Source organism: Pseudonocardia bannensis (assembly GCF_012911875.1).
GTDB classification, from domain to species: Bacteria; Actinomycetota; Actinomycetes; order Mycobacteriales; family Pseudonocardiaceae; genus Pseudonocardia; species Pseudonocardia bannensis.
Genome location: NZ_JAAXKZ010000021.1, coordinates 25,624 through 52,096, shown reverse-complemented (window position 1 = coordinate 52,096; position 26,473 = coordinate 25,624). Strand labels below are relative to the sequence as shown.

The following is a 26,473-nucleotide window of genomic DNA, read 5'->3' as shown; positions in this document are numbered from 1 at the left end:
CCATCGGATCGTGATGCCTAGGTGTGTACGGGCTTTTGATCTTGAACAATTGATCTTGTTGTCGCAGGGTCATCGGTTGGCCTTCCGGTGCTGTGCGCGGTCGTGCTGCTCGGCGGCGGCGAGTTGGGGGTCGCTCGGCTCGGGCAGTAGGCGGCGGGTCGTCCAGGCGTCGGCGACGTTGGCAGCAGCGTCGGCGAGCGGGGCGAGCGACGGCGCTCCGGCCTGCTCGCCTCCCGGTGCGTGGAGGACGAGCTCGCAGCCGCCGACGGCGGCGCGCAGCCGCTTGACGACCCCGGGGCGGAAGCGGTCGTGCCAGTCCCCGATCCGCTGCCAGGAGCCGGCGCTGTCCTCGTAGGCCGCGGCGTGGGCGCCGCGCAGCCACCACAGCTCCTCGACGACCGCGGGGTGCCAGAGCCAGCAGGAGGGCAGCTCGGCGTCGGGGTAGCGCAAATAGACGGCTTCGACCCACTCGACAAGGTCGGCCATCCCTGTCAGGGCCGCCTCCCGGTCCTCGGCGAGCAGCCACCCGCCGCCCGCTGGTTCGCGACCGTCGTCTCCCGCTCCGGTCAAGGCGTCGCCCGGCGCCGGGCGCGAGCGGGAGAGGCTGGTGACGTCGGCAGCCAGCTGGCGAACCAACGTCTCCAACTCGCCCAGCCGCCGATGGCTCCGCTCCAGCGAGCGGGCGAGGGCGGTCACCACGGTGTCGCGCTCGTCGGTCATGGCCGCCTCCCCGGCAGCGGCACGACGTTGTCCGGAGCCTCGATCTCGGCCACCGGGGCGTCACGACGACCGGAGCTCGCGTCGTGCACCCGCCGCGCCAACGGCCCGAACCGATCGGGCCAGTGAACGGCCAGGGCGTCGAGCACGGCGGCCGTCGCGTTCGCGGTCCACATGCGGACGTGGGCGGTAAGTTCCTGTCGGCGTTCGGCTCGGGCGTACGCGCGGACGTCGCGCCGTCGCCAGGCCATTCGAACCTGGCCGATGACGGGCGGAATGCCGCGGCGGAAGACCACCACCTGGCCGGCCGGCAGGTTCGCGATCTGCGCCGGCGCGAGAACCGGGACCCGACGGACGGTTCGGGACGCGAGCCGGCCGTGGTCGTCGGTCGTCATCACCGGCTCGTCGCGCTCGCCGGCCAGCGTCGACCAGTACGACAGGTCGTCGCGGTCGCGCGTCCCGCCGAACACCATCACCGCGGCGGTGTTGTTCAGGATGATCGCCGCGCCGGTTTCGCCCCACCTTGCGACGACCTGGGCCCGCGACTGGAACGCCCCGATGATCGAGACACCGCGTCCGCCCATGTCCGCCGTCCACGACTGCAGCGGCACCGGCGAGATCAGAGCCGCCTCGTCGAGGGCGAGCGTGAGCGGCGGATCGAGCCGCCCGCCTGGCCGGACCGCGGCGAGCCGCCGGGCCTCACGCGCGATAAAGCCGGTCAGCGCACAGACCAGCGGCGCCGCCTGGGTCTCCTCGGCACCGAGCAGATACACAGTGGCACGGGTGTCGAGGAGATCGGCGACGTCGAACGGGTACGCGCCGCTCGCCGCGCTCGACGCCGCGGGCGAGGTCAACCACCCGAGCGCCGGCATGATCGTCGAGGTGATCGACGTCCGGGTGCGGTCGTTGGTCGTGACGAACTGGGTCGCGTCCTGCACGTACTCCGGAGCCGGCGACTTCCGCAGCAACGACGTCACCTCCCGGTGCGCGCCGTCGGGATCCGCGACCCAACCGAGGACCTCGCGCATGCTTAGCTCGCCCAGGGCGGCAGCGTGCATCAGCGCCGCCAGCACCCGACGTCCCTGCGTGTCCCAGAACTCGCGGTCGCCCCCGGCCGCCGAGCCGGCGGCAAGAAGGTCCGTTGCGCGCTCGGCCGCCGTCACCGGGTCCGCGCAGCCTGTGAGCGGGTCGAACGTGATCGTCGACGGGTGACCGCCCAGCCCGACGGCGTTGAACACGTACACCGGCCCTCGGCGTCGCCGGAGCGGCGAGGTCAGCTCGAGGAGGTCGGTGCGCGTCGACGTGACGACGGCCGCGCCGGGTGCGTCGAGAACCCGTCCGGCCAGCCAGCCGGTCTTGCCCGTCCGCGGCCCGCCGAAGATCAGCGTCACGTCCTCGATAGACGACCACACTCGCTGCAGCCCGACCCGGCACAGGGCCACGCCGACGTCGTCGGTCCGGATCCGGCCGCGCTCGGTCCTCGGCATCGCCGCCAGGACGGGGCGCACCGACGCTGCCTTGCGCCGGACCGCGGAGCCCGACGCGACCCGCGCAATGTCCAGTGACGAGGCCACACCCGACTTCCGCCGGGACCGCGCGCCCCAGCGCGTCACCTTTGCTGCCGTCCGGCTCCACCGTTGCCAGAAGAGTGCGAGCAACACGGGGCCCGCGACCGCGAGGACCCACCACGGGAGCTGCCGCCCCAGCCCCCAGCCCATCAGAAGCGCGGCGAGCGCCAACGTGGCCGCGGCCGGCCGCGAGCGCCGCGTCCACGCGACGACCGCACCAACGGCGAGGAGCACGAACAGCAGTACTGATGAGACGGTCACGACGCGTCCTCCTCGATGCGGTCGCCGCTGTCGGTGTGGCGGGAGGCCTCGAGCAACTGGCGTGCTTCGTGCTCGGTGACACCGAGCTCCTTGGCGAGCCGGCGTCGCCCGAGACCTCCGGCGATCAAGACCTGGGCGCGGTCCGTCAGGGTGGGTTCCGAGACCGGCTGCGCGGTTTCCCACCACCGGGACAACCCGTTCTCATCGAGGTCGACGACGTCGTTGTGCGACTCCTCGACCTCCGGCAGGTCCACGGGTCGGCGCCCTACCAGGACCGCGAGGTGCACGACCGCGCCCAGCACGGCCGGCGCGACCGCCGACACCACGACAACCACCCACCAGGGCGGCGCCAGCCCGTACGCCTCCAGGCCGTGGCCGAGCGCGTTGGCGGCGACCGACAGCGTCAGCAGCCCGAGCGCGAGGGCCCGGGCGAAGCGCCGGGCGGGCTCGGCGGCCCAGCCGCCGAGCCACACCAACGACCCTGCTGCCGCGCCGGCGTCGACCACGACCGGGAGCAACCAGGCCGGCCAGGCCGCGAAGCCACACACCAGCGCGAGATCGCGCAGCGCGGCGAAGGAGAGCACGGCCGCGGCGGCCGCCACGATCAGGAGCAGGGCGCAGAGCCCACTTCGCGCGGTCACCGCGAACCGCCCTCACGATCAGCGGGATGCACCGGAGCCCTCCTGGTTGAGCACCGGTGTCGCGGCGTCGTCGACGGTCGAGAAGAAGCCCGCGACGGCGTCGGGCACACCTTGGCCGACGGGCGTGGCGATGAAGAGAGCCAGCGCAACGACGGTGAAGGCCACGGCACCCGACGGCACGCGAGCCTTCGCGCAGATGAAGGCTCCTGCCAATGCGAAGAAGATCAGTACCCCGACGCCGTCCACCCCAACGGTCCTTTCGTCGTGTGTCTGTGGTCATGCCGCTCGCCTCCGGCGCCGCCAACGCGGGATCTGGAACCCGCCGTCGCGCAGAACGCGGACGAGCCGAAGCCGCTCCCGGTAGGTCATTCCGCCCCAGATCCCGTGCGCCTCCCCGGTCGCGATCGCCGTCGCGAGGCATTCGGGCTGGACGGGGCAGGACCGGCAGACCGCCTTCACCTGCCCCGCCGGCTGGCGGTCCTCCGGGAAGAAGAGATCGGCGTCGATCTCCCGGCAGGTGGCGAACACCCGCCAGTCCGGGTCGACCTCGTGGACGAAGAGGGTGGAGAAGAGCTCAGCCGCGCCCACCGGCCACCTCCTCGGCGGCGGCGAGCGTCCACTCCGCAACGTCGACCGTCCGGTGTCCCGCGACCGCGGCCTCGGTCATCGCCTCGAGCGCCTTGGCCGGCACGACAATCCGGCCGCGAATGCGCAGGGCCGGGAACTCCCCTGCCTGGATCGCGCGGTAGACCGTCATCTCCGACGCACCGAGCATCCGCGCCGTCGCAGCCACGCTGTAGAAGGCCGGCACGACCGAGTTCTCGCTGTGCTGCTGCTTCCTCACTTGTCCTCCCCAGGACGACCGAGCTCAACTATATGCACATGGTGCACTTGATGCAGTAGGTGTGGTGACACGCCTGTGGATGGGCGTGTCGTGGAAGGTGGGAGCGCCGCCCGGCAAGATGCCGGGGACGAGGCGAGGAGGGTCGGTGGCGAGGCGCCCCAAGTACCAGCAGATTGCGGACGACCTGCGCGGCAAGATCCTGGACGGGACCTACGCCGTCGGGGACCTGCTGCCCTCCACGTCGACTTTGATGGCGACCTACGAGGTCTCCGTGACCGTCGCACGCGCCGCGATCAAGCAGCTGCAGACGGACGGCCTGGCCGAGGGCCAGCCGGGCAAGGGCGTCTACGTCTCGGGCGAGCCGCAGCCGACGACCCCCTCACCGGAATTCGTCGAGATCAGTCAGCGGATCGACGAGCTCCGGGAGGCTCTCGACTCGGCGATGGCCCGGCTCGACGCTCGGGTGACCGAGCTCGAGAAGACGATCCGTCGCTGACGGCCCGCCCCAGGTCGTCGATCCGCGCGGCGAGCAGCTCCGCCCACTGCCGGACCTCGACTCCGAGCCGAGCGAGCTCCTCGCGCAGCGCAACCTTCTCCGGCGGGCTCAACGGTCCCCCGCCGATCATCTCTTGCCGTCCCTCATCCACGTGATCCACTCTGACTTTCGCGAACGGCCCACGGCAGGGCGCAGAAGGGGGCACACTCGGACGCCCGGGGCGCAGAGGGAGGTCCATGGCCGCGAACGAGCAGCTCAGCGCTCTGCTGCGCGAGGCCGGCTTCCTCAATCGCGACGGCGCAGTGGGGCGCAAGCGTTTCGCGCGTGCGGTCACGGCGATGGCGTCGCGACGAGGTCTGACCCGCGAGTACACGCACACGTACGTCAGCCGCTGGATCAACGGCACGGTCCCGCGTGACGAGGAGACGAGGGCCTGCATCCTCCAGGCGCTCGGCGAACGCCTCGGCCGCGAGGTCCACCCCGACGAGGTCGGCTTCGTCGGCGCGAGCCTCTCCCCCGACGTCGGCCTGACCTACCCGGACGAGGTCGCCGAGTCGGCGTCGACACTTGCCGCCCTGCTGCAGGCGGACCTCGACCAGACCGGGTCGGTCGTCGCCTCGCCCGTGAGCCCGGCGGCGTGGAGCGACGCCTCCCTGTCATGGCTCGTCGGGGCACGAGCCGTCACGCACGATGGGCCGAGCGCGGTCGGCGCGAGCGACGTCGAGCGCATCCGACAGACGCGGCTCACCTTCGCGATGCTCGACAACCGCTTCGGCGGCGGCCACACGCGACGGGCCCTCATCTCCTATCTCCGCGACGACCTGCCGAGGACACTCCGCGCCACTGCCTCCTCCTCCGTGCGGCAGGACCTGTTCGCGGCCAGTGCCGAGATCACGCAGCTCGCCGCGTGGAGCTCCTACGACGTCGGGCACCACGGGCTAGCCCAGCGGTACTTCATCCAGGCACTCGCCCTCGCGGACGCCGCCGACGATCGCAGCCTGGCCGCGAGCATTCTCGACGCGATGAGTCACCAGGCGACCTACCTGGGCAGGTTCCGCGAGGCGGCCAATCTCGCTCGAGCGGCGCACCTCGGAACGGCCTCGCTCGGCATCCCCGTGCTGAGCGCGCACTTCCGCGTCATGGAGGCCCGTGCACTCGCCAGGCTCGGCGACGCGACCGGATGCGACGCAGCGCTGAGCGAGGCCACGGCGCAGTTCGAGCGGCACTCCACGGGCGACGGTCCGGAGTGGATCCAGTATTTCGACGAGACCGAGTTCGCCGCGGAGCTCGGTCACTGCCACCGTGATCTCGGCCGGCCGTCGGACGCCATCCGGTGGGCGACGCGCGCCGTTGACGGTGCCACGGGCGAGTACGTGCGCAGCGACTTCTTCGCGACGATGGTCCTCGCTCAGGCACAACTCGACGCCGGCGAGGTCGAAGTCTGCTGCGAGACCGCCCTCCGCGCGCTGGACCTCGGCGAGGAGTTGCAGTCGACCCGTTGCGCGAGCTACGTCGGCGAGCTGCGACAGCGTCTTCCACGCTTCCGCGGCAGCCGGGTGCTCGCCGAGTTCGCTGAGCAGGCCCGTAGCCGCAGGCTCTGGGGGCAGACGGATCAGTAGGCCGACCAGTCCCGCCGGCTGGCTCCGGTTCGGATCGCCACGATGCGCTTGGCCGCCTCCGCGGCCGACCTCTCGGACTCTGCGGCCTGCCGGCTGAGCCACGCCGTCATCGCGATCTCGCGGATGTCGGCGAGCTGCTCATAGCCCTCCCAAAGCAGCAGATCGTAGCCGTAGACCTCGACGAAGGCCTCGTACTCCTCGCGCGTGTGCCAACCGAGCCGGTTGTAGAAGAGCGCCGTCTGAATCAGGTCCCACTCGCGCGGTCCGACGGCGAAGCTGTCCAGGTCGATCAGCACCGGCCGCCGGTCGCGGTCCAGGATGACGTTGCCGACGTTGGCGTCCCCGTGGATCACACCGCGCGGCAGGGCGAACGGGAGCTCCTCAAACGCCTCCCGCGCCCAGCGGTAGCGCTCCTGCAGGAAGGCAGCGTCGTCCTCGTCGAGTCCGGGGAAGGACGGCAGCGGAGCCTCGGGCGAACCGAAGGGCCGCAGCCTCGGTAGTTCGATGGAGGCCGGCGGATCGAGCTCGTGCAGCCGCCAGATTAGCGCAGCCACGTCAGCGAGGCCGGCGTAGGCCTCGTCGTCGGACACCGACTTCCAGAACGTCACGAGACGGTCGCCCACGACGACGGGTTGCTCGACGTCAACGACCTGCGTCGCGGGGTAGTCGAGCTCCTCGAGCCATCGCGCGACGGCGACCTGGCGCTCGACACTTCCTGCCTGGGCTCCAGGCCGGGAGACGCGGGCGATCACGCGGTTCGGCAGCCGGAAGACGGCGTTGGAGCCGTAGCGGATCAGCTCGGCAGGTTCGTCCTGGAGCTGGACCTTCTGCGCCGCAGCGTGCAACAGGGCACCCGAGTCGTCCTGATCGATCTGGTTCGTCATGCCCGCGTCGCTGATCGCGCACCTCAATCTCTCGTCGTGGAACCCGTCCGCGGCGCTGCCGATCCGAGCCTACGGCTGCTCGACGCGCGCGTCAGTCCGTCGGATACAGCCGGCGAGTGAACGAACGAGGCTGCTCATCGCCTTCGACGAACCACGCGACCGACTGTCTCGTCCCTAGCCTGCCGACGCGGAAGCTGGTCACGGACGTCGAGAGCACCCGGTCGTCGAGCGACCGCGACCGGGCATACTCACGCGCCTCGGCCTCGGACCCGAAGATGACCTCGACCGTCCCGACGTCATCCGGCCTCGTCGCGTGGACTGAGTAGACCGTGTCCGCCACACCGCCTCCCCTAACTACGTCAATCTACGACATAGTACGACGAGCAGTGCCGCCAACCTGATCAGCTACATACTCTGCGTGTCGTGGCACGGTTGGTGACGAGCGGGCAGCTCGCCGAGGAGCTGGGCCTCAGCCTGCGGACGATCCAGCGTTACATCGCCAGTGGCGCGATTACGCCCGAGCTACGCACGCTGGGCGGGCATACGCGGTGGGATCCGGAGAAGGTACGCAGTCAGCTACGCACGGGAAGCGACAATCAGGACAGCCGAACCGCCCGTCCTGATTGAGCAGATAGAGATACCATCAATTGATTGCCGCAAAAATCAGATTCGCCAGAGCGACGGGCGCAAAGATAAACAGCCACCATCTAATTGCCTTCCAGGCGGCACCTCGAATCCAGCCCTCGTCTCGCTGATATATTCCCACCGATACCGGAGCCCAGGCAACCACGAAGAAGAACGTAGCAATCCATTGCAGAACGGCCTGCGCCGCGTCATTCAGGATGATGGCGACCAGGGTGGCGACGATCGCCAAGCGAAGGTTGCAAGAGCGAACCTGGTTGCCCTGACTACGTCAGTAAGCCCCCGAGCTAACGAGTCTCGCATTTCGACGATCTCGCCGATCTCCCGCTCTCTTACCGGCGCATGCAATCGGGCAGACCGGAGACGCATGACTGCGGCTCGAACGAAGTCAGGCGCGATCTTGAGCACGTCGGAAGGGCGTCGCGCATACCCGTTCTCGTAGAGCAGAGTCCTTCCAGCAGGACGGGTCCTGACTACACCGACGCCGATGGCCGGAAGATCAACCAGCTCTCCCTTCTTGTTCACTTGCTGCCAGCGCCGAATGCGGGTGTCCACGGTATGGCCGAACTTGTAGGTTTTCTGTTCATTATGATACCGGCATCGACGCCATTCACCGGCGACCCAGTTGTCGCATGGCCTTCGCTTACTGGTCTTCGGATAAGCGCACCTAACAGGCCATACGTTCCCCCGAAGGATCCAGAGCAGGAGCGTCAGCACCGCTACGTAGATGGGAAACAGTAGGCCAAGCCATAGCGGCCACGGAATGCTCGAGACTCGCTGGAGCGAGTTCGCCAACCACTGGAACGTTGATGGCAGTAACGACAGATAGTCGTACACTCAGCCCCCTCGCGCATCGTCACCTAAGACAAGTAATGCACGTGCAGCCGCTCGACTACCGCCGATCAGGTGCTTACGCTCGTGTAGTTCGAAAAAGGTCCGGCAGGTTCAAGTAGCGCACGCACTGCACCGCTTTCCCGTCTTCGGGTGAACGACGGCTCAATGACACGCTGAGCAACTTGGAGTCAGGGTCGGCCCCTAGGAAGGGAAGTTCACCACCGTCGACAGCCCTCCAACCTCACCCTGATTCGCGCCTGTCCGGCCGGGCGAGGAGTTCTCGCCCGGCCGCTGATGGCCTAGAGGATGCGGATGGTCGAGCAAAGCAACCGGTCCAGGTCGACGAGTGTGAAGGACGCGGCGAGCGCCCGGCGCCGTCCCCGGAGCCGAATCGACCCAGCGACCTCCACCGCGCCCTCGTGCGGCTGCGAGGGGTGGAAGCTCAGCAACCGGGCCCCACCCCGCAGCCCGCTGGCCTCGACCGGCACCGCCCGCAGATAGCGCAGCACCCGCGGGGCCACCAGATCGGTGAGCTGGATGGCCGGGCGGCGCTGGTCAAGCACCTCCACTAACATCACCACGGTCCGCTGCGCCTGCCCGATCGCAGCACGGTCGAGCGGGACGTCGGTGACCGGGTCACCCGGCGGAAGCTCGGCCGGAGCGGCGACCGGGGCGCGGTGCCCGCAGGTGGGGCACGGGTCGAGGAAGTCCTCGCCGTCGAACACCACCATGCGGACCGGGCGCCGCCCGAGCACCCGCCGAAGAGTGTTCTCGCTAGGCATCTCCTGGCAATCGAGGATCTGGGACATGGCCGCCTCCCGACGAGTTCGGCAACCAGCCCGAGCAGCAGGTCGGTTCTTGTCGTTGTGGTGGGCTGGCTGCGGGGCGCGGTGCGGAGCGCCCGCCCTTGCCCTCCGCGCCCAACTCCGCCCGGCGAGGCTCGCGGGCACGGGCGACCGCCAGGTCGTCGGCGAAGCCGATGCGCAGCACCCTTGCCTGTGAGACCGGGCGGAGTAAGCGGCCCACCACCGATGTCACAGTCCGGCCAGAGGTCGGTCGACTGCAGCGCGAAGCTGCAGCCATACCGGGGTCAGGTCACGCCCGCTGGCGTGGTCGTGACGGCTGGCGCGCGATCTTCGGTTCGGTTTAGCGGTGGGGAACCAGCACGTCGGCTCGCGCCTGGTCGAGGTGCTCCCGGCGGCTGGAGAAGCTCGGCGCGGCGGCGCTCGCGCGGCGGCTGGTCGAGGGCTCGCATGCTTGAGGTGCTCCACAAGTGGATGCACGACGGGCCACCCGGGCCTGTGAAGGTCGGTCGATAGGTTCCCCTGATGCTCGAGCGCCAGCCGGAGAGTCCCCGGTCGACGGGGCTCGCAGCGAGCCGTGCTGATCTTCGCGACGCCATCGCGGAGGTACTGTGGGCGCGAGAGAGCGCCAACGACCTGGCCGCAGTCTGTGTCAACCTTCTCGGCCTCGATCCGCCCCAGGACGACAACGACAGCCCGATGGCGAGCAAGCGTCGATACGTGAGGCAGCGCCTCATGTCGAAGTCGATCCCCGAGATGATCGATGTCGCGCGCAAGGTCGTCGAGGAGTACGGCGACACCGACCTTGCGGCGGTCGTTAGCCGGTTCGGCACGAACGGCGTCGACGGCGACCTCAAGAACCTGATCTTCGCCGCAGACGGCCCGAAGCCGCGGATCGTGCTGAGAGACGCGATCAACAACGTCATCGAGGTCGTCGAGAACCGCGAGTACTGCCTCGTCTACGGCCGCCCCCTTGGTGGGAACGGCTTGACATGGCGCGACCTGGTCGACTGGTGGACCGAGACGGCGTCGCCCGCCGGCGACGAGCGCGCCCGGGGTCGCGACCTATACGACCGACTTCTGCGGTCGCTCGACAACGACGCCGAGAAGCTAATCTTCCGGACCTACTGCGAGCGCTACGGAAGAGTCGGCTTCGAAGTTCCCGCCCTGATCCCGCAGGTCTACCTGCACTACGACCCCTACACCCGCCGCCAGCTCGGCGAGCGCCCCGGTGCGCTCGTGCGGCAGCGGATGGACTTCCTACTCCTGTTCCCTAGGAACGTCCGGGTGGTCATCGAGCTCGACGGCGTGCAGCACTACGCGGACGGCGCCGGCCGGGCGGATCCCGCCCAGTACGCGCGCATGGTCCAAGAGGATCGTCGGCTCCGGCTCGCTGGCTACGAGGTCTACCGCATCGGCGGGTACGAGCTAATCGACAAGGTTGCTAGCGCCGGCATGCTCAACGAGTTCTTCGACGCGCTGCTCGAGCGGCATCGCTCCTGACGCCGCGCCATTTGTCCGTTCGGCGACCAACGAGCGGCACACCGGTTAGTGCGCCGTCCAGTCACGGCGCGTTGCGCCAGTCCGGCGGCCGATCACGGACCTGGCGAAAGGGCTCGAGCTGGCGGCCAGGCCCGCCGGGCTCACCGCCTTCGCGAACTCCCTAGCGGCCCTGCAGGCGCCCTCGCCGGCACTGAAGGTCGCGATCGAGCCGCTCGCCTTTCCGAGGCCGTCCCTCACCACGGCCTTCGTCGAGGCTCTGTCGCGCGTCGAGATCCCCGACGTGGGCAACCCGCTCACAGACGAAGAACTCAGCCGTCTCGAGGAGCTCGAGGAGTCGCTCGCGGACATCGTGCAGCACCCCGACATCCGCCAGGTCGTCGAGCGGCTCGGGGAGCTGGACGAGGACGAGCTCGTCATCGAGGACAACGAGCTTGCCGATATGCTGCGGCCACCGATGGCGCCGGGCGCCGCTGAGACCGCAGCGCAGGCGCAGCGCGACACCAACGCCGAGGCTCGGCGGCTGCTGCTGATCAGCACGCTGCTCGTCGGCCCCCTACTCGCCGCCAACGCGCCAGCCCTGCTGGGCAGCGCCGCCGACCTCATCGCGCTCATCCTCGCTGTGCAATGCATCAAGCTCCCCGGGGACGAGTAGCCGCTCAGCGAAGCATCCGGCAACACGCCTCGCCGGCCCCGACGCGCAGCGCGCGCACTCCTGGTGCTGATCTGGCGAGGGTCGGACAGCACCAGGAGACCGCCTCCCGCGTCGTGGGAGCACCCGCCCGCAGCCCAGCCCGCGGCGGAAGCAGACGGAGTTAGGATCCGCCGAAGACAATCCTTGTTCCCGGCGGGGCCGGTGTGTCGAGGTCCTCGACGACCATCCCGTCGAGCTTGATCACCTTTCGCTCGAGGTGCGCGGCGATTCGCTCTTCCGACAGCATCGCCTCGAGGCGGGTCCGGACCGTCGGGATCTCCTCAGCCTGCTCCGCGTCGCTCACGTCAGGATCAACTTTCTCCGTACAGCGGCGGATGCCGTCGGCTGACTCACCTCTTTGGGGCTCATCGCTTAGCTCCGGTACGTCTGGCCGTTGTAGCGGCGGAGCTTCAACGCCTCGGCCGGGACGAGCTGGTCCACGAGAGTCAGGCCCGACGAGGGGTTCCGCGACGCCCACATGATGGGGAACGAGACAAGCCCGTACCAGCGCGCGTCGAGCCCGCGGAACCACGAGTGGAGCTCGCCGTTCACGACGCCGGCGACGTCGAGCACCCCGGGCTTGCTGAGGTCGATGTTCCGTCGCTCCTGGGGGCCGTAGACGCACCACAGGTCGACGTAGACGGGCTTGGCCATCCTGCGCATGGGCACCGCCTCATACTCGAACGCATGTTCGAGATCGTACGGCGCCGCGTTGCACCTGTCGTCGCCAGCCGCGGCATGTCACTCTTCGGCCGCACAAGGTCGAGCGAGCCTCAGGAAGCCGTGCTCGGCGCAACAAAGGTGCGGAGGCGCTCCTTCAGCTCGGGGTCGGCGACCTCCATGGTGAAGTCGCCGAGGTCGCTCGGGTCACGGCCGTCGCGGCGAACGGCGTCGATCAGAAGCTGGCGCAATTGCGAGGCGTTGTTCGGGTCGGCCTCGGCGGAGAAGTCGGCTATTACGTAGCCGCGGCGCCTGACGACGAAGTCAAGAAGCCGCACGGCGCTCGCCAACGACGAAGCAGGAGGGGCGGGCACGCCTTCCGTCTCCGATGACGGCTTCTCGACGGAGGTCTCTGGCTGGTCGTCGATCTCCGCGGTCTCGAGGACGATCGGGCGGCCTCCGCTCTTCAGCAGGACCAGGCCCCACTCCTCGAGGAGCTGCAGCGCTCTGTACACGGTGCCGACGCCCACCCCGTGCTGCTTCGCCAGCGCGTTCACGGCAAGCAGCTGATCACCGGGTACGAGCTCACCGGTCAGGATCTGCAGGCGGATCGAGGAGGCAACCTTCTCGAACGGAAGCCGCGGCGCCGTCTTCGCCCGCTCGCTCGCCGACGCAGCCGGTCGGGGCCGGTCCGGCAGACGGGCGGCGATGCCCGCCGCCGCGCGCTGGTCGGCCTCGGCCAGCCAGGCGCTGTAGACCCGAAGCGTGGTGATGCCACCGCCACAGTGCCCGAGCCGGCCGGCGACGGTCCGGACGTCCATGCCTGCGGCGATCAGTTCGGTCGCCGAGTAGTGCCGCAGCGCGTGGAAGTGCGTCTCGATCCCGAGCCGCTTGGCCATCCGTGTGTAGCGCTGCCCCACCGACGACGGCACCAACGGCTCGCTGCTGTCCGGCGCCTGCGAGAACACGAACGCCTGCCCAGTGAGCAGCTTGCCGACCTGCGCCGCCGCCTCCTCTGCACGGGCCCGATGCTCGGTCAGGACCGCTTGTGTCTCGGCGTCGATCGTGACGCGGCGCTGCTGGTGGGTCTTCGTATCCTTCTCCACCAGGTTGCTGCGGCCGTCAGTGGCGAGAGCCCGGCGGATCTCGACCAGGCTCTGCTCGAGGTCCACGTTGCGCCACCGCAGCGCGCAGACCTCGCCTCGCCGCGCACCCGTCGTCATGGTGAACCAGACCAGCGCGCCCCAGTCCGGATCCAACGACGCCTCCTCGATCAGCTTCGCCGCCTCCGCCGGCGTCGGCGGCCGCGGATCCGGCGGCTTCGGCGGCGGCGCTTCGGCCTGCGTCACCGGACTGGTCGCGATCCAGCGCCAGCGGACGGCCTTCTTGAAGGCGGCGTTCAGGATGTGGTGGACATGTCTGATCGTCGTGTTCGACAGCGGCTTGCACACGTGCGGCCCACACCGCTCGTCGCACTCGTGCGCCTGCGGGGTGCGATGGTCGACCTGCCGACTCTTCGGCCGGCAGTGGATCCGGCAGCGGCGGAGCTCGGCGTACAGGGAGTCGAGGACGTCGGGACCGACGGCGCCGGCCTTCACGCCGCCGATGAACGGGCGAACGTGGTTCTCGAGGTACCGCGTGTACATGAGGTGCGTGCTGGCGCTGACGTCGATCATCTCGAGGTAGCGGTCGAGGAGCTGGTCGACCGTGGCCGAGGTCCGCGGGCTCCGGCGCTCGTCGACCTCGTTGAGCATCCGGGTGCGCGCCGCCTCGGCCTGGGCGCGGGCTCGAGGGCCGGGCTTGATGATCTCCGTCAGGTAGTGGCGGCGCCCCGTGACGGTGTCCCAGCCCGCGTACACGCGCACGCGGAGACCGCCGCTGGGCAGCTCGTCGATGCTCCCGCGGGCCCGCGTCCGACCGGCCTTCTTGGTCGCCATGGAAGCGACGCTAAGAGCGTTGATGTCATGTTTGATGTCACGACACGCCCGGGCTGAGCGGGTCGCGCAGGCGTCTGACCTGGTCGGAGAGGGTGGGCGCGGCAGGGATCGAACCTGCGACCGCTCGGGTGTAAGCCGAGTGCTCTCCCGCTGAGCTACGCGCCCGTGCGCCCGGGCCGGAACAGGCCCGGGCGTAGGATGATCAGGCCGCGAGCTCGGACACGGCCTTCTTCCAGCCCTCCTGCTCACGCGCCTCGCCGGGGCCGTTGACCTCGGCGAACCGCACGATGCCGTCCTTGTCGACCAGGAAGGTGCCGCGCAGCGCGAAGCCCTTCTCGGAGTTGAAGACCCCGTACTTCTCGGCGACGGAGCCGTGCGGCCAGAAGTCGGCGAGCAGCGGGAACTCGTAGCCCTGGTCCTCGGACCACGCCTTCAGCGTGAAGGGGTGGTCGACCGAGACGGCGAGGATCTGCACGTCGTCGTTCTGGTAGCTGGACAGGTCGTCCCGGACCGCGCACAGCTCGCCGGTACAGATGCCCGAGAAGGCGAACGGGTAGAACACGACCAGGACGGCACGCTCGCCCCGGAAGGACGACAGCGTGACCTCCTGGTTGTTCTGGTCCTTGAGCGTGAAGTCGGGAGCTTCGGTTCCCACCGCGGGCGCCATGGTCAGATCTCTCCTCGGCATGCCTACTCTTCCGCCGGACCCGGACGGGCGGCGGCAACATCGACGAGCCTAGGCCACCGCGGTCCGCCGCCCCACAGGTCCGGGGTGTTCACCACGGGCGGGGCGGCGAGGACACCCCGAGAGCACCCTCGGCAGCCGGATGGCGGCGCGGCCCTCAGCGCTTGGACTTGCCCGTCTTCGGCGCTGCCAGCCGGGCGCCGGCCCAGTCCTCGCTCACGCTCACGTTGGAGGTCTGCGCGAGCCCTGCGGTCGGCGCAGCCTCGGCGATCTCGCTGGGCTCGAGGTGTCCCGGGCGGCCGGTCTTGGGCGTCAGCACCCAGACCACACCGCTGTCGGCGAGCGAGCCGCGGGCATCGACCAGGGCGTCGACGAGATCGCCGTCGCCCTCCCGGAACCACAGCAGCACGACGTCGATGACGTCGACCGCATCCTCGTCGAGCAGCTCGTCCCCGCTACGTTCCTCGACGGCGTCACGCACCGCCTCGTCGACGTCGGAGTCCCAACCGAGTTCCTGGACGACCATGCCCGGCTCGATGCCGAGCTTGCCCGCGATGTCGGACGTGCGTCCGGCATCTTCCGCGGCGACCACGCGTGTACCCCTTTTCGCTCTCGAGTTCCCTCGGACCAGGCGCGCTGACCGAGTTCGGATGCGGAATCCGAACACGCCGACACAGCCCCGCGCAACCGCCGTTTCGAGATCACGCGGCAGAGGGGCACGATAGGGGGCACACCCGCAAGAACAGAACCGACCTCGAACAACGCCACGCAGGGAGATCCCTTGACCGGGCCGACCACCAACAGCGACACCCCTCGCCGGGTGCACGTCATCCGGGACGGGCTCGCAGCCCACCTCCCGGACATCGATCCCGAGGAGACGGCCGAGTGGCTGGACTCCTTCGACGCGGTCCTCGACGCCGCCGGGCAGCAGCGCGCCCGCTACCTGATGCTCCGCATGCTGCAGCGCGCCCGTGAGCGCCACGTCGGCGTCCCGTCGCTGACCAGCACGGACTATGTGAACACCATCCCCACCGACCGCGAGCCGTGGTTCCCCGGCGACGAGGAAGCCGAACGCGCGTACCGCCGCTGGATCCGGTGGAACGCGGCGATGACGGTGCACCGCGCACAACGGCCGGGCATCAGCGTCGGCGGGCACATCTCGAGCTACGCCTCGTCCGCGACGCTCTACGAGGTCGGGTTCAACCACTTCTTCCGGGGCAAAGATCACCCGAGCGGTGGAGACCAGATCTACATCCAGGGCCACGCCTCCCCCGGCGTCTACGCCCGCGCCTACCTCGAGGGCCGGCTGACCTCGGACCGCCTCGACGGGTTCCGCCAGGAGCTCAGCCACGGCGGCCCCGGCCACGGCCTGCCCTCCTACCCGCACCCGCGGCTGATGCCCGACTTCTGGGAGTTCCCCACCGTCTCGATGGGGCTCGGCCCGATGAACGCGATCATGCAGGCCCGGTTCAACCGGTACCTGGGCGCGCGCGGCTTCAGCGACACCAGCGACCAGCACGTGTGGGCATTCCTCGGCGACGGCGAGATGGACGAGCCGGAGTCCCGCGGGCTCATCCACGTCGCGGCGACCGAGGGCCTGGACAACCTCACCTTCGTGGTGAACTGCAACCTGCAGCGCCTCGACGGCCCGGTCCGCGGCAACGGCAAGATCATCCAGGAGCTGGAGTCGTTCTTCCGGGGCGCCGGCTGGAACGTGATCAAGGTGATCTGGGGTCGGGAGTGGGACGCCCTGCTGCACGCCGACCGTGACGGCGCCCTGATCAACCTCATGAACACCACGCCCGACGGCGACTACCAGACCTACAAGGCCAACGACGGCGCCTTCGTCCGCGAGCACTTCTTCGGCCGCGACCCGCGGACCAAGGAGCTGGTCAAGCCGCTCTCGGACGACCAGATCTGGGGGCTCAAGCGTGGCGGGCACGACTACCGCAAGGTCTACGCCGCCTACGCCGCCGCGCTGGAGCACCACGGCCAGCCGACGGTGATCCTGGCCAAGACGATCAAGGGGTACGGCCTGGGCTCGCACTTCGCCGGTCGCAACGCCACGCACCAGATGAAGAAGCTCTCGCTGGACGACCTCAAGCAGTTCCGCGACGAGCAGCGCATCCCGATCCCCGACTCCGAACTCGAGCGTGACCCGTACCTGCCGCCGTACTACCACCCCGGCGAGGACGCCCCGGAGATCCAGTACATGCTCGAGCGCCGCCGCGCGCTCGGCGGCCCGGTGCCGCAGCGCCGGGTCCGCTCCAAGCCGTTGGTGCTGCCCGGGGACAAGATCTACGACGTGGTCCGCCGCGGCTCGGGCAAGCAGGAGGTGGCCACCACCATGGCCTTCGTCCGGCTGCTGCGCGAGCTGGTCAAGGACCCGGAGATCGGCGGCCGGTTCGTGCCGATCATCCCGGACGAGGCGCGCACGTTCGGGATGGACTCGATGTTCCCGACCCAGAAGATCTACAACCCGCACGGGCAGCAGTACACGTCCGTGGACGCGTCGCTGATGCTGGCCTACAAGGAGTCCGAGCAGGGCCAGCTACTGCACGAGGGCATCAACGAGGCCGGCTCGGTGGGCTCGTTCACCGCGGCGGGCACGTCCTACGCCACGCACGGCGAGCCGATGATCCCGGTCTACGTCTTCTACTCGATGTTCGGCTTCCAGCGCACCGGTGACTCGATCTGGGCAGCGGCCGACCAGATGGCCCGCGGCTTCCTGGTCGGGGCCACCGCGGGGCGGACCACGCTGACCGGTGAGGGCCTGCAGCACAACGACGGGCACTCGCTGGTGCTGGCCAGCACCAACCCGGCGGTGGTCGCCTACGACCCGGCGTTCTCCTTCGAGGTGGCGCACATCGTGCGCGACGGCCTGCGCCGGATGTACGGCGAGTCGGGCCCGGACGGAGCCGGCGAGAACGTCATGTACTACCTGACGGTCTACAACGAGCCGTACGTGCAGCCCGCCGAGCCGGAGAACCTCGACGTCGAGGGCCTGCTGAAGGGCATCTACCGCTACGTGGGCACGAATCGCGAGCAGGGCCCGCAGGTCCGGCTGCTCGCCTCCGGCGTCGCCCTGCCGTGGGCGCTCCGGGCGCGCGACATGCTCGCCGAGCAGTGGGGCGTCGGTGCCGAGGTGTGGTCGGTGACGTCGTGGGGCGAGCTGCGCCGCGACGGCGTCGAGGCCGAGCACCACAACCTGGTGCACCCCGAGGCCGAGCCGAAGGTGCCCTACATCCAGCAGAAGCTGGGCGGGGGCGACAACGCGGACGCTCCTGTCGTCGCGGTGTCGGACTGGATGCGGGCGGTGCCCGACCTGGTCCGGCAATGGGTGCCGGCGCCGTTCAGCACACTCGGCACCGACGGGTTCGGGCTGTCCGACACCCGCCCGGCCGTCCGCCGGCACTTCGCCGTGGACGCCGAGTCGATCACCGTCGCGGCGCTGGGCACGCTCGCCGCGCGCGGCGAGGTGGACCGAGCCGTCGTCGCGGAGGCCGCGGCGAAGTACCGCATCGACGACCCGCAGGCCGCCGGCCCGCAGACGAGCGATTCCGGCGACGCCTGAGGTCACCGTCCGCGACCGTCCCGGAGACCGTTCGGTCCCGGGACGGTCGCGCGTGGTCGTCGTGCCGACGCGTCAACGTGCAATGACACACCGTGAGAGCGGTACAGACCCGACATAAATCCACAGGTTGATGACTCTCGGCAGAAGCGGAAACACACGGTACGCTCCGCCCGACGCCGACCTCGCGTGATCGCGGAAAGGCGTCCCGACTTGGACGCGGACCGTAGCGACCAGGCGGCGCGATGCCGGGGGCGAGTGCCCCGGCACCAGGTACGAGGAGAGCAAGAATGGCAGAGGGCACCGTCAAGTGGTTCAACAGCGAGAAGGGCTACGGCTTCCTCGCTCCCGACGGTGGCGGAGCGGATGTGTTCGTCCACTACTCCGCGATCCAGACCAACGGTTACAAGAGCCTCGATGAGGGTCAGCGCGTTTCGTTCGACATCGAGCAGGGCCAGAAGGGCCCGCAGGCCACCAAGGTCACGCCCCTCGGCTGAGCGGGCGCGTACACGGCGCGCACCCGCTCTCCGTCGCCCACCCGGCCGCCCGGCGGCGCGAGGTCGGGCGGCGACGAGTCACCCGGTCGCCCGGGCGGCCGCCCACCGGTAGCCGCTCGGGTGATCATGGGATTACTGTGCCCCTCGCCCCGGTGGCGTTACGGGGCCGAGCCCTTCTGTACCTCGGCCCGTGAGCTCCGGGGTCATGCGATCGTGGAGTGCATCTCCCAGACGAGCACCTCGGCGCCATCGGCTCCCGCGGTGATCCGCTGTCCATCGCTCACGGTCACGCGTGCGGCGTCCCCGGTGTGCAGGGAACCTGCCCCCTCGAGGTCGACCGAGCCGCGGGCCACGAACAGGTGCACGAGCGGCGCGTTCGGCAGTGCCGTGGCCCCGGCCGGGCGCAGCCTCGCGGCGTACAGGGCCGCGTGCTGCTGCCGGATCGAGATGGCCCGGTCATCGGCGTGCCTCGGCATGCCCGAGGCGACGACGACGAGATCTCCGGAGTCCAGCGGGCCGGAGATGTCGAGTTGCTCGTAACCCGGGGTGATCCCCTCGGTGTCGGGCACCACCCACATCTGCACGAAGTGCACGTCGTCGTCGTGCCGGGGCGCGGCGCCGTCGAGGCGCCAGGAGTCGTTCTTCTCCGAGTGCAGGATCCCCGAGCCGGCACTCATCCGCTGGGCCAGGCCCGGGTAGATCAGTCCGGAACGGCCGGTCGAATCCTGGTGCACGAGCGATCCTTCGAGCACCCAGGTGACGATCTCCATGTCGCGGTGCGGATGGGTCTCGAATCCGGTGCCGGCGCGGACCACGTCGTCGTTGCTGACGAGCAGCAGCCCGAAGTGGGTGTTCGCCGGGTCGTAATGGTGGCCGAAGGAGAAGCTGTGCCGCGAGTCCAGCCAGCCGATCCCGGTGTGCGCCCGGTCGCCGGCCCGCCGGATGTCCGTCGAGGGGACCAACGTGGTCGAACGTTGCTGCGTCATCGGATGACCTCCCGTACGTGAACCGCGGTCGTTGCACCCGCAACAACCTGGTCCGGCCCGTTGTTCCCCCCGGGCCCTACCCGCGTGCCATGCTGCCGGACGTGAGTCACGCAGAGGTCGGCGCAACCCCGGTCCGGCCCGTGCCGACCGGCGTGTCGACCGCGACCCTGCGCCGCCTCGAACTCGCCGCAGGCGGCCTGGCCAGCGCGTGCCTCGCGGCGATGGAGGAGCGCCAGCCGTGGTTCGAGCGGCTGCCGGCGGACCAGCGCGCCGGCGTCCTGCTCGTGACCCAGACCGGGGTGAGCAACTTCGTCGCCTGGCTGGGCGAGCCGTCGGAGACGATCCGCCTCACCGCCGAGGCGTTCCGCATCGCCCCGCGTGACCTGGCCCGGCGGCTCAGCCTGCGCCAGACCGTCGACCTGGTGCGCATCGCCACCGAGGTCTTCGAGCAGCGGCTGCCCCCGCTCGCCGCCGACGAGGCGGAGTACCGGGTGCTCGCCGAGGCGGTGCTGCGCTTCGGCCGCGAGATCGCCTTCGCCGCCGCCACGGTCTACGCGAGCGCGGCCGAGTCCAGGGGGGCCTGGGACGCCCGCCTGGAGGCCCTCGTCGTCGACGGGGTGGTGCGCGGCGATGCCGACGACGCACTGGTCTCCCGGGCCGCGGCGCTGGGCTGGGACCCGGCGGCGGCCGTCCGGGTCCTGGTCGGCAGTGCACCGGTCGACAACCCGCCGGAACGCCTCGGGGAGCTGCGCCGCCACGCCGCCCGGATCGGGCGATCGGTGCTGGTCGGCGTGCAGGGCAGCCGGCTGGTGGTGCTGCTGTCCGAGCCGCGTCCGGGCGGGGAGCGGCCGCCGGGCCGGCCCGAGGCCGCTCCGCACTCCGCGCCGCAGCCCATCGGACGGCTGGCGGAGGACTTCGGGCCCGGGCCCGTGGTGATGGGGCCGGTGACCGCGAACCTGGCCGGGGCGCACGCCAGCGCCCGGGACGCGCTCGCCGCGCTGCGGGCCGCTCCGGGCTGGCCGGAGGCGCCCCGTCCGGTCGACGCCGAGGATCTGCTGCCGGAGCGTGCGATGTCGGGCGACCCGGAGGCGCACCGTCAGCTCGTGGAGTCCGTCGTCGTCCCGCTCGAGGACGCCGGTGGCGAGCTGCTGCGCACGCTGGCCGCCTATCTGGAGGGCGGCAGTGCCCTGGAGTCGTGCGCCCGGGCGTTGTTCGTGCACCCCAACACCGTGCGTTACCGGCTGCGGCGCGTGAGTGATCTCACGGGCCGCACACCCACCGATCCGCGCGACGCGCTGGTGCTCCGGACGGCGCTCGTCGCCGGCCGGCTCCAGGCCGCGGCCCGGTCCGGCGAGCAACCGACAACGCTCTGAGCTGCGACGAAGCCGCGACTCAGCCCCACCGTCACCTGTTCGACCCTACAAAGGCACCTGCGTGTGACCCGGCTGAAGCTCAGCCCAGAGCTCAGGAATTGGAGGAAACCTCCAAAGCCGCGCGGTCGAGTTGGTACGTGGCGGTATGCCGCCCACGGGCCGGACCGGTGTTTGCTCGCGGACGTGATCGCGTTCCTCGCGCCCGGTCAGGGTTCCCAGACCCCCGGCATGCTCTCCCCCTGGTTGGACGATCCCGCCGCTGAGCGCACGCTCGACGCGTGGGCCGAGGCCACGGGGATGGACCTGCGCCGGCTCGGCACCACCGCCGACGCGGACGAGATCAAGGACACGGCCGTGACCCAGCCGCTGGTCGTCGCGACCGCGCTGCTGGCGGCCCAGCGGCTCGCCGCCAAGATCGATCTGCCGGCGGGAGCCCCCACCGCAGGTCACTCCGTGGGTGAGCTCGCCGCGGCCGCCGTCGCCGGGGTCCTCTCCCCCGACGCCGCGGTCGCCCTGGCCGCCGTCCGCGGCCGGGAGATGGCCGCCGCGTGTGCGCTGGAGTCCACCGGGATGAGCGCGGTGCTCGGCGGCAAGGCCGACGAGGTCGTCGCGCGGCTGGACGAACTCGGGCTCGACCCGGCCAACCGCAACGGCGCCGGCCAGATCGTCGCCGCCGGGCCGACCGGGGCGCTGGCCGCGCTGGCCGAGGACCCGCCGGAGCGGGCCCGCGTGATCGGGCTGCCCGTGGCCGGGGCGTTCCACACCCGATTCATGGCCCCGGCCGAGGAGGCCCTGCGCGCACACGCGGAATCGATCGACCCGGCCGATCCGCACCGGCCCCTGCTGTCGAACGCGGACGGCACGGTCGTCACGACGGGAACCGACGCGCTGAGCCGGCTGGTCGCCCAGGTGACCCGTCCGGTCCGTTGGGACGAGTGCATGGCCACGTTGCGCGAGCTGGGGGTGACCGCGGTCATCGAACTGCCGCCGGCGGGAACGCTGGTGGGGCTGGTGAAGCGCGAGCTCAAGGGCACCGCGACGCTCGCCCTCAAGACCCCCGACGACCTCGACGCCGCCGTCGAGCTCATCGCCGAGCACACCGGGGGCCGGTCATGAGCCCGGCGTTCCGGCTCGCCCCGGGCGCCCCCGGCGCCCGCATCCTGGGCCTCGGCAGCTTCCAGCCCGAGAACGTGGTGACCAACGACGACCTGGCGGAGCGGGTCGAGACCAGCGACCAGTGGATCCGCGAGCGCGTCGGGATCGCCGAACGTCGCATCGCCCCCGCCGATCTGAGCCTCGTCGACATGGCGTCGGAGGCCGGCGCCCGTGCCATCAAGGACTCCGGGCTCACCGCGTCCGACGTGGACACGGTGATCGTCGCGACCTGCACGATGCCGAACCCGATCCCCAACGCCGCCGCCCAGACCGCCGCCCGGATCGGCGCCACCGCCCCGGGCGCGTTCGACCTCAACGCCGCGTGCGCGGGCTTCTGCTACGCCCTCGGCACCGCGTCGGACCTCGTGCGCGCGGGCTCGGCGCAGAACGTGCTGGTCATCGGCGCCGAGAAGCTGTCCGACTGGCTCGACTGGGACGACCGCTCGACCTGCATCATCTTCGCCGACGGCGCCGGCGCCGCGGTGGTCGGCGCGGCATCGAACACCGAGCAGGTCGGCATCGGGCCCGTCGCCTGGGGCAGCGCGGGCGACATGAGCGACGCCATCCGCGTGCTGCCGGAGAACAACGCCCTGCACCAGGAGGGCCAGGCCGTCTTCCGGTGGGCCACCACGAAGATCGCCCCGGTGGCGCTGCGCGCGATCGAGCAGGCCGGCCTCACCCCCGCCGACATCGACGTGCTCGTGCCGCACCAGGCCAACCTGCGCATCGTCGAGGCGGTGGCCAAGCGGCTGCGCGCCAAGGGCGCGCGCGAGGACATGCGGGTGGCCGACGACATCGTGTACTCGGGCAACACGTCCTCGGCCTCCATCCCGCTCGCACTGGATCACATGCGCGCAGAGGGCCGGGTGCGTAAGGGCGAGACCGTCCTGCTCGTAGGCTTCGGGGCAGGCCTGTCCTACGCGGGACAGGTCGTCGTCTGCCCCTGAGCCGACGACTGTCACCGGACCCCAGGATTTCCACCAGAAGGAGAAGCACCGTGGCTGACAACACCGAGATCCTCGCCGGCCTCGCCGAGATCGTCGAGGAGGTCGCCGGCATCGACACCGCCGACGTGACCGCCGAGAAGTCGTTCGTCGACGACCTCGACATCGACTCGCTGTCGATGGTCGAGATCGCCGTGCAGGCGGAGGACAAGTTCGGTGTGAAGATCCCCGACGACCAGCTCGCCGAGCTCAAGACGGTGGGCGACGCGGTGGACTACATCGCGAAGAACCAGTGATGGCGGCACGACACCTGCTCGTCAGGGTGGCGTCGTGAGCACTGACGTCGTCGTCACCGGGCTCGGCGCGACGACCCCGCTCGGCGGGGACGTCGCGTCGACCTGGGACGCGCTCCTCGAAGGCCGTTCCGGGGTGCGGCGCATCGACGCCGAATGGGTCGAGCGCCACCAGCTCCCGGTGCAGATCGCCGCGCCGCTGGCCGTCGACCCGTCCGAGGTGCTGCCGCGGGTGCAGGCCCGCCGGATGGACCGCTGCGAGCAGGTCGCGCTGATCGCGGCCAAGGAGGCCTGGGCGCACGCCGGGCTGGGCAGCGGCGAGGACATGCAGGTCGAGCCCGAGCGGCTCGCCGTCGTCATCGGAACCGGCATCGGCGGCGCGGTCACCCTGCTCAACCAGGACGACCTGCTGGAGAACGACGGTCTGCGCAAGGTCTCGCCGCTGACCGTGCCGATGCTCATGCCCAACGGCCCGGCGGCCTACGTCGGCCTCGAGCTCGGCGCCCAGGGTGGGGTGCACGCCCCGGTGTCGGCGTGCGCGTCCGGGGCCGAGGCCCTGGCCTGGGCCCTGCGGCTGCTGCGCGCCGGCGAGGTCGACGTGGTGGTGGCCGGGGGCGCCGAGGCGTGCATCACCGGCATCACGGTGGCCGGCTTCGTGCAGGCCCGGACGCTGAGCCAGCGCAACGACGACCCGCAGCGGGCCTCCCGGCCCTTCGACGTCAACCGCGACGGCTTCGTGCTCGGTGAGGGCGCCGGGATCATGGTCCTGGAGCGCGCCGAGTTCGCCGCCGCCCGCGGCGCCACGGTGCACGGCCGGCTGGCCGGCGCCGGGATCACCGCCGACGCCTACCACATCACCGGCCCGGAGCCGGAGGGAATCGGGCAGTCCCGGGCCATCGCGGCCGCGGTCCGCAACGCTGGCCTCGAACCGGCCGACATCGGGCACGTGAACTGCCACGCCACCTCCACGGTGGCGGGAGACGTGGGCGAGACGCGTGCGGTCCGCAAGGCGCTCGGCGACCACCCGGTGCTCACGGCGCCGAAGTCGGCGCTGGGTCACCTCGTCGGTGCGGCCGGGTCGGTCGAGTCCATCATCACGCTGCTGTCGATCCGCGACGGCGTCATCCCGGCCACGCTGAACCTCGAGGAGCTCGACCCCGGCGTCGAGCTGGACGTGGTCGCCGGGGAGCCCCGCAAGATGGAGCTGACCGCGGCGGTGAGCGACTCGTTCGGCTTCGGCGGTCACAACGTCGCCGTGGCGTTCACGAAGGTCTGACGCATCCACCTGCACGGCGCAGTGCTGACCCGCAGCTGAGCACGTTCCGAACCGCAGAGCACCTCCCATCCACGAGGAGTTCGGATGACCGCCCTGGCCACCCACCCCAGCGTCGATCCAGCCGTCACGGAGCAGCGACCGCGTGACCCGCGTGACCCGCTCGCCCGGCTGGGGGCACTGTTCGACGAGGACACGCTCAGCCCGATGCGGGCACCGGATTCCTCCGGGGTGCTCGCCGCGCACGGCCGCATCGACGGCGCCAAGGTGATCGCGTTCTGCACCGACGCGACGGTCATGGGCGGGGCGATGGGCTCGGAGGGTTGCCGGCACATCGTCGAGGCGATCGACACCGCGGTACGCCTGCGCGTGCCGGTGATCGGGCTCTGGCACTCCGGTGGGGCGCGGCTGGCGGAGGGCGTCGAGGCGCTCGACGCGGTCGGCCAGGTGTTCGCCGCGATGGTCCGGGCCTCCGGGCGGGTGCCGCAGCTGTCGGTGGTGCTCGGCGCGGCCGCCGGCGGCGCGGCGTACGGGCCGGCACTGACCGACATCGTGATCATGGCGCCGGAGGGCCGGGTGTTCGTCACCGGCCCGGACGTCGTGCGCAGCGTGACGGGCGAGCAGATCGACCAGGAATCCCTGGGCGGTCCCGTAGCCCACGGCAAGCGCTCCGGCGTCGTGCACGTGGTCGCCGACTCCGAGGACGACGCGCTGAGACGCGCCCGGACCCTCACCGGCATCTTCGCCCGGCCGGGGATCTACGACACCCGGGCGGTCGCCGCCCCGGTCGACCTGAAGGCCCTGCTCCCCGAGCGCAAGCAGCGCGCCTACGACGTCCGGCCGCTCGTGCGCGGCATCCTCGACCAGGACGCCTTCAGCGAGCTGCAGGCCAAGTGGGCGCCCAACATCGTGATCGGCTTCGGGCGCCTGGGGGGCCGCTCGATCGGCGTGATCGCGAACAACCCGCTGCGGCTCGGCGGGTGCCTCGACTCCCCGTCGGCGGAGAAGGCCTCGCGGTTCGTCCGGCTCTGCGACGCGTTCGGCGTGCCGTTGCTGGTCCTGGTGGACGTCCCGGGTTACCTGCCGGGCGTCGGCCAGGAGTGGGACGGTGTGGTGCGCCGCGGTGCGAAGCTGCTGCACGCGTTCGCCGAGGCCGTGGTGCCGCGGGTGACGCTCGTGACCCGCAAGGCGTTCGGCGGCGCGTACATCGCGATGAACTCGCGTTCGCTCGGCGCCACGGCGGTGTTCGCGTGGCCGGACGCCGAGGTGGCCGTCATGGGGGCCAAGGCCGCGGTGGGGATCCTGCACCGGCGCAAGCTCGCCGCCGCTCCCGAGGAGGAGCGCGACGCCCTGCACACTCGGCTCGCGGAGGAGCACGAGCGCATCGCGGGCGGGGTGAACCGGGCGATGGCGATCGGCGTCGTCGACGCCGTCATCGACCCCACCGAGACACGGCTGCGGCTGCTCGAGGCGCTGGCCGCCGCCCCGGCCGGCCGCGGAGCGCACGGCAACATCCCGCTGTAGCGCGCCCGGCGCGGGACCGGGAATCCGCCCCGGTGGGTGGGCCGGTGCTACGGACCGCTCGGGCGGGCGATC

General features: G+C 70.7%; 29 protein-coding genes and 1 tRNA gene. 13 read left to right on the top strand and 17 right to left on the bottom strand.

From position 1 onward, the window contains the following. Positions 1-69: 69 nt before the first annotated feature. Genes HF519_RS08625 through HF519_RS08600 form a run of 6 tightly spaced genes read right to left on the bottom strand, consistent with a single transcriptional unit; the run spans position 70 to position 4,031 of the window. The gene (locus HF519_RS08625) at positions 70-720 is read right to left on the bottom strand and encodes a hypothetical protein (RefSeq protein ID WP_169411945.1); all 651 of its coding nucleotides are present in this window, start codon (positions 718-720) and stop codon (positions 70-72) included. Continuing rightward, positions 717-2,546, bottom strand: coding sequence for a type IV secretory system conjugative DNA transfer family protein (locus HF519_RS08620; RefSeq protein ID WP_312859992.1), 1,830 nt, complete (start codon positions 2,544-2,546; stop codon positions 717-719). The genes HF519_RS08625 and HF519_RS08620 overlap by 4 nt, the downstream gene beginning before the upstream one ends. Then, positions 2,543-3,187, bottom strand: coding sequence for a DUF2637 domain-containing protein (locus HF519_RS08615; protein WP_169411943.1), 645 nt, complete (start codon positions 3,185-3,187; stop codon positions 2,543-2,545). Before HF519_RS08615 ends, HF519_RS08620 begins: the two co-directional genes overlap by 4 nt. 18 nt (positions 3,188-3,205) lie before the next feature. After that, positions 3,206-3,433 (bottom strand): hypothetical protein, encoded by a 228-nt coding sequence (locus tag HF519_RS08610; RefSeq protein WP_312859991.1) that lies wholly within the window; start codon positions 3,431-3,433, stop codon positions 3,206-3,208. 30 nt (positions 3,434-3,463) lie between these two features. Continuing rightward, positions 3,464-3,775, bottom strand: coding sequence for a WhiB family transcriptional regulator (locus HF519_RS08605; RefSeq protein WP_169411941.1), 312 nt, complete (start codon positions 3,773-3,775; stop codon positions 3,464-3,466). Continuing rightward, positions 3,762-4,031, bottom strand: a complete 270-nt coding sequence (locus HF519_RS08600) for a helix-turn-helix domain-containing protein (protein ID WP_312859990.1) — start codon at positions 4,029-4,031, stop codon at positions 3,762-3,764. Before HF519_RS08600 ends, HF519_RS08605 begins: the two co-directional genes overlap by 14 nt. 145 nt (positions 4,032-4,176) lie before the next feature. Here HF519_RS08600 and HF519_RS08595 point away from each other — a divergent pair, with 145 nt between their 5' ends. Both HF519_RS08595 and HF519_RS08590 read left to right on the top strand, forming a co-directional pair. Continuing rightward, complete coding sequence (locus HF519_RS08595; protein ID WP_169411939.1) at positions 4,177-4,527, top strand: winged helix-turn-helix domain-containing protein; 351 nt, start codon at positions 4,177-4,179, stop codon at positions 4,525-4,527. 236 nt (positions 4,528-4,763) lie between these two features. Continuing rightward, a complete protein-coding gene (locus tag HF519_RS08590) occupies positions 4,764-6,146 on the top strand; it encodes an NsdA family TPR-like regulatory protein (protein ID WP_169411937.1) in 1,383 nt (460 codons plus the stop codon). On the opposite strand, the gene HF519_RS08585 is transcribed toward HF519_RS08590, so the two are convergent. Together HF519_RS08585 and HF519_RS08580 are read right to left on the bottom strand one after the other, a co-directional pair. Further along, positions 6,140-7,030, bottom strand: a complete 891-nt coding sequence (locus tag HF519_RS08585) for a phosphotransferase family protein (RefSeq protein WP_169411935.1) — start codon at positions 7,028-7,030, stop codon at positions 6,140-6,142. The genes HF519_RS08590 and HF519_RS08585 overlap by 7 nt on opposite strands. A 91-nt stretch (positions 7,031-7,121) precedes the next feature. Then, on the bottom strand, positions 7,122-7,370 hold the full coding sequence (locus HF519_RS08580) for a hypothetical protein (RefSeq protein ID WP_169411933.1): 249 nt from the start codon (positions 7,368-7,370) through the stop codon (positions 7,122-7,124). 83 nt (positions 7,371-7,453) lie between these two features. On the opposite strand from HF519_RS08580, the gene HF519_RS08575 reads away from it, so the two are divergent. Further along, entirely contained in the window at positions 7,454-7,657 is a 204-nt protein-coding gene (locus HF519_RS08575) for a MerR family transcriptional regulator (RefSeq protein ID WP_312859989.1), read from the top strand. Positions 7,658-7,673: 16 nt separating this feature from the next. Here the strand turns inward: HF519_RS08575 and HF519_RS08570 are convergent, their stop codons facing one another. Then, complete coding sequence (locus tag HF519_RS08570; RefSeq protein WP_169411931.1) at positions 7,674-7,904, bottom strand: hypothetical protein; 231 nt, start codon at positions 7,902-7,904, stop codon at positions 7,674-7,676. Positions 7,905-8,805: 901 nt separating this feature from the next. Further along, positions 8,806-9,288 carry an Rv3235 family protein gene (locus HF519_RS08565; RefSeq protein WP_211169730.1) on the bottom strand — a complete coding sequence of 161 codons (483 nt, stop codon included), beginning with the start codon at positions 9,286-9,288 and terminating at the stop codon, positions 8,806-8,808. 546 nt (positions 9,289-9,834) lie between these two features. Between HF519_RS08565 and HF519_RS08560 the strand changes: the two genes are divergently transcribed. Together HF519_RS08560 and HF519_RS08555 are read left to right on the top strand one after the other, a co-directional pair. Continuing rightward, positions 9,835-10,812 carry a putative endonuclease domain-containing protein gene (locus HF519_RS08560; protein WP_169411927.1) on the top strand — a complete coding sequence of 326 codons (978 nt, stop codon included), beginning with the start codon at positions 9,835-9,837 and terminating at the stop codon, positions 10,810-10,812. Between the two features lie 280 nt (positions 10,813-11,092). After that, positions 11,093-11,464, top strand: a complete 372-nt coding sequence (locus HF519_RS08555) for a hypothetical protein (protein WP_169411925.1) — start codon at positions 11,093-11,095, stop codon at positions 11,462-11,464. Positions 11,465-11,624: 160 nt separating this feature from the next. On the opposite strand, the gene HF519_RS08550 is transcribed toward HF519_RS08555, so the two are convergent. The 6 genes from HF519_RS08550 to HF519_RS08525 all read right to left on the bottom strand — a co-directional run bounded on the left by HF519_RS08550 (position 11,625) and on the right by HF519_RS08525 (position 15,377). Further along, positions 11,625-11,807 (bottom strand): hypothetical protein, encoded by a 183-nt coding sequence (locus HF519_RS08550; protein WP_169411923.1) that lies wholly within the window; start codon positions 11,805-11,807, stop codon positions 11,625-11,627. Positions 11,808-11,875: 68 nt separating this feature from the next. Beyond that, complete coding sequence (locus HF519_RS08545) at positions 11,876-12,157, bottom strand: hypothetical protein (RefSeq protein ID WP_169411921.1); 282 nt, start codon at positions 12,155-12,157, stop codon at positions 11,876-11,878. Between the two features lie 119 nt (positions 12,158-12,276). After that, on the bottom strand, positions 12,277-14,100 hold the full coding sequence (locus tag HF519_RS08540; protein WP_169411919.1) for a tyrosine-type recombinase/integrase: 1,824 nt from the start codon (positions 14,098-14,100) through the stop codon (positions 12,277-12,279). Positions 14,101-14,193: 93 nt separating this feature from the next. Further along, positions 14,194-14,265, bottom strand: a tRNA-Val gene (locus HF519_RS08535). A gap of 37 nt (positions 14,266-14,302) precedes the next feature. Next, positions 14,303-14,767, bottom strand: a complete 465-nt coding sequence (locus HF519_RS08530; protein WP_169411917.1) for a peroxiredoxin — start codon at positions 14,765-14,767, stop codon at positions 14,303-14,305. Positions 14,768-14,942: 175 nt separating this feature from the next. Continuing rightward, positions 14,943-15,377, bottom strand: coding sequence for a DUF3052 domain-containing protein (locus HF519_RS08525; protein WP_169411916.1), 435 nt, complete (start codon positions 15,375-15,377; stop codon positions 14,943-14,945). 189 nt (positions 15,378-15,566) lie between these two features. Here HF519_RS08525 and aceE point away from each other — a divergent pair, with 189 nt between their 5' ends. Both aceE and HF519_RS08515 read left to right on the top strand, forming a co-directional pair. Then, positions 15,567-18,359: a pyruvate dehydrogenase (acetyl-transferring), homodimeric type gene (gene aceE, locus HF519_RS08520; RefSeq protein ID WP_169411915.1), complete on the top strand. Its 2,793-nt coding sequence runs from the start codon at positions 15,567-15,569 to the stop codon at positions 18,357-18,359. Positions 18,360-18,646: 287 nt separating this feature from the next. Beyond that, positions 18,647-18,853, top strand: a complete 207-nt coding sequence (locus HF519_RS08515) for a cold-shock protein (protein WP_075941971.1) — start codon at positions 18,647-18,649, stop codon at positions 18,851-18,853. A gap of 203 nt (positions 18,854-19,056) precedes the next feature. On the opposite strand, the gene HF519_RS08510 is transcribed toward HF519_RS08515, so the two are convergent. After that, positions 19,057-19,839 carry a pirin family protein gene (locus HF519_RS08510; protein ID WP_169411914.1) on the bottom strand — a complete coding sequence of 261 codons (783 nt, stop codon included), beginning with the start codon at positions 19,837-19,839 and terminating at the stop codon, positions 19,057-19,059. A 101-nt stretch (positions 19,840-19,940) separates the two neighbouring features. On the opposite strand from HF519_RS08510, the gene HF519_RS08505 reads away from it, so the two are divergent. The 6 genes from HF519_RS08505 to HF519_RS08480 all read left to right on the top strand — a co-directional run bounded on the left by HF519_RS08505 (position 19,941) and on the right by HF519_RS08480 (position 26,401). Beyond that, entirely contained in the window at positions 19,941-21,212 is a 1,272-nt protein-coding gene (locus tag HF519_RS08505) for a PucR family transcriptional regulator (RefSeq protein ID WP_312859988.1), read from the top strand. 183 nt (positions 21,213-21,395) lie between these two features. Next, positions 21,396-22,328, top strand: coding sequence for an ACP S-malonyltransferase (locus tag HF519_RS08500; RefSeq protein WP_169411912.1), 933 nt, complete (start codon positions 21,396-21,398; stop codon positions 22,326-22,328). Next, positions 22,325-23,314: a beta-ketoacyl-ACP synthase III gene (locus HF519_RS08495; protein WP_169411910.1), complete on the top strand. Its 990-nt coding sequence runs from the start codon at positions 22,325-22,327 to the stop codon at positions 23,312-23,314. The genes HF519_RS08500 and HF519_RS08495 overlap by 4 nt, the downstream gene beginning before the upstream one ends. A 50-nt stretch (positions 23,315-23,364) precedes the next feature. Beyond that, positions 23,365-23,607, top strand: a complete 243-nt coding sequence (locus tag HF519_RS08490; RefSeq protein WP_169411907.1) for an acyl carrier protein — start codon at positions 23,365-23,367, stop codon at positions 23,605-23,607. A 34-nt stretch (positions 23,608-23,641) separates the two neighbouring features. After that, on the top strand, positions 23,642-24,880 hold the full coding sequence (locus HF519_RS08485) for a beta-ketoacyl-[acyl-carrier-protein] synthase family protein (protein ID WP_169411906.1): 1,239 nt from the start codon (positions 23,642-23,644) through the stop codon (positions 24,878-24,880). Positions 24,881-24,964: 84 nt separating this feature from the next. Beyond that, complete coding sequence (locus HF519_RS08480; RefSeq protein ID WP_169411904.1) at positions 24,965-26,401, top strand: acyl-CoA carboxylase subunit beta; 1,437 nt, start codon at positions 24,965-24,967, stop codon at positions 26,399-26,401. Positions 26,402-26,473: the final 72 nt, after the last annotated feature.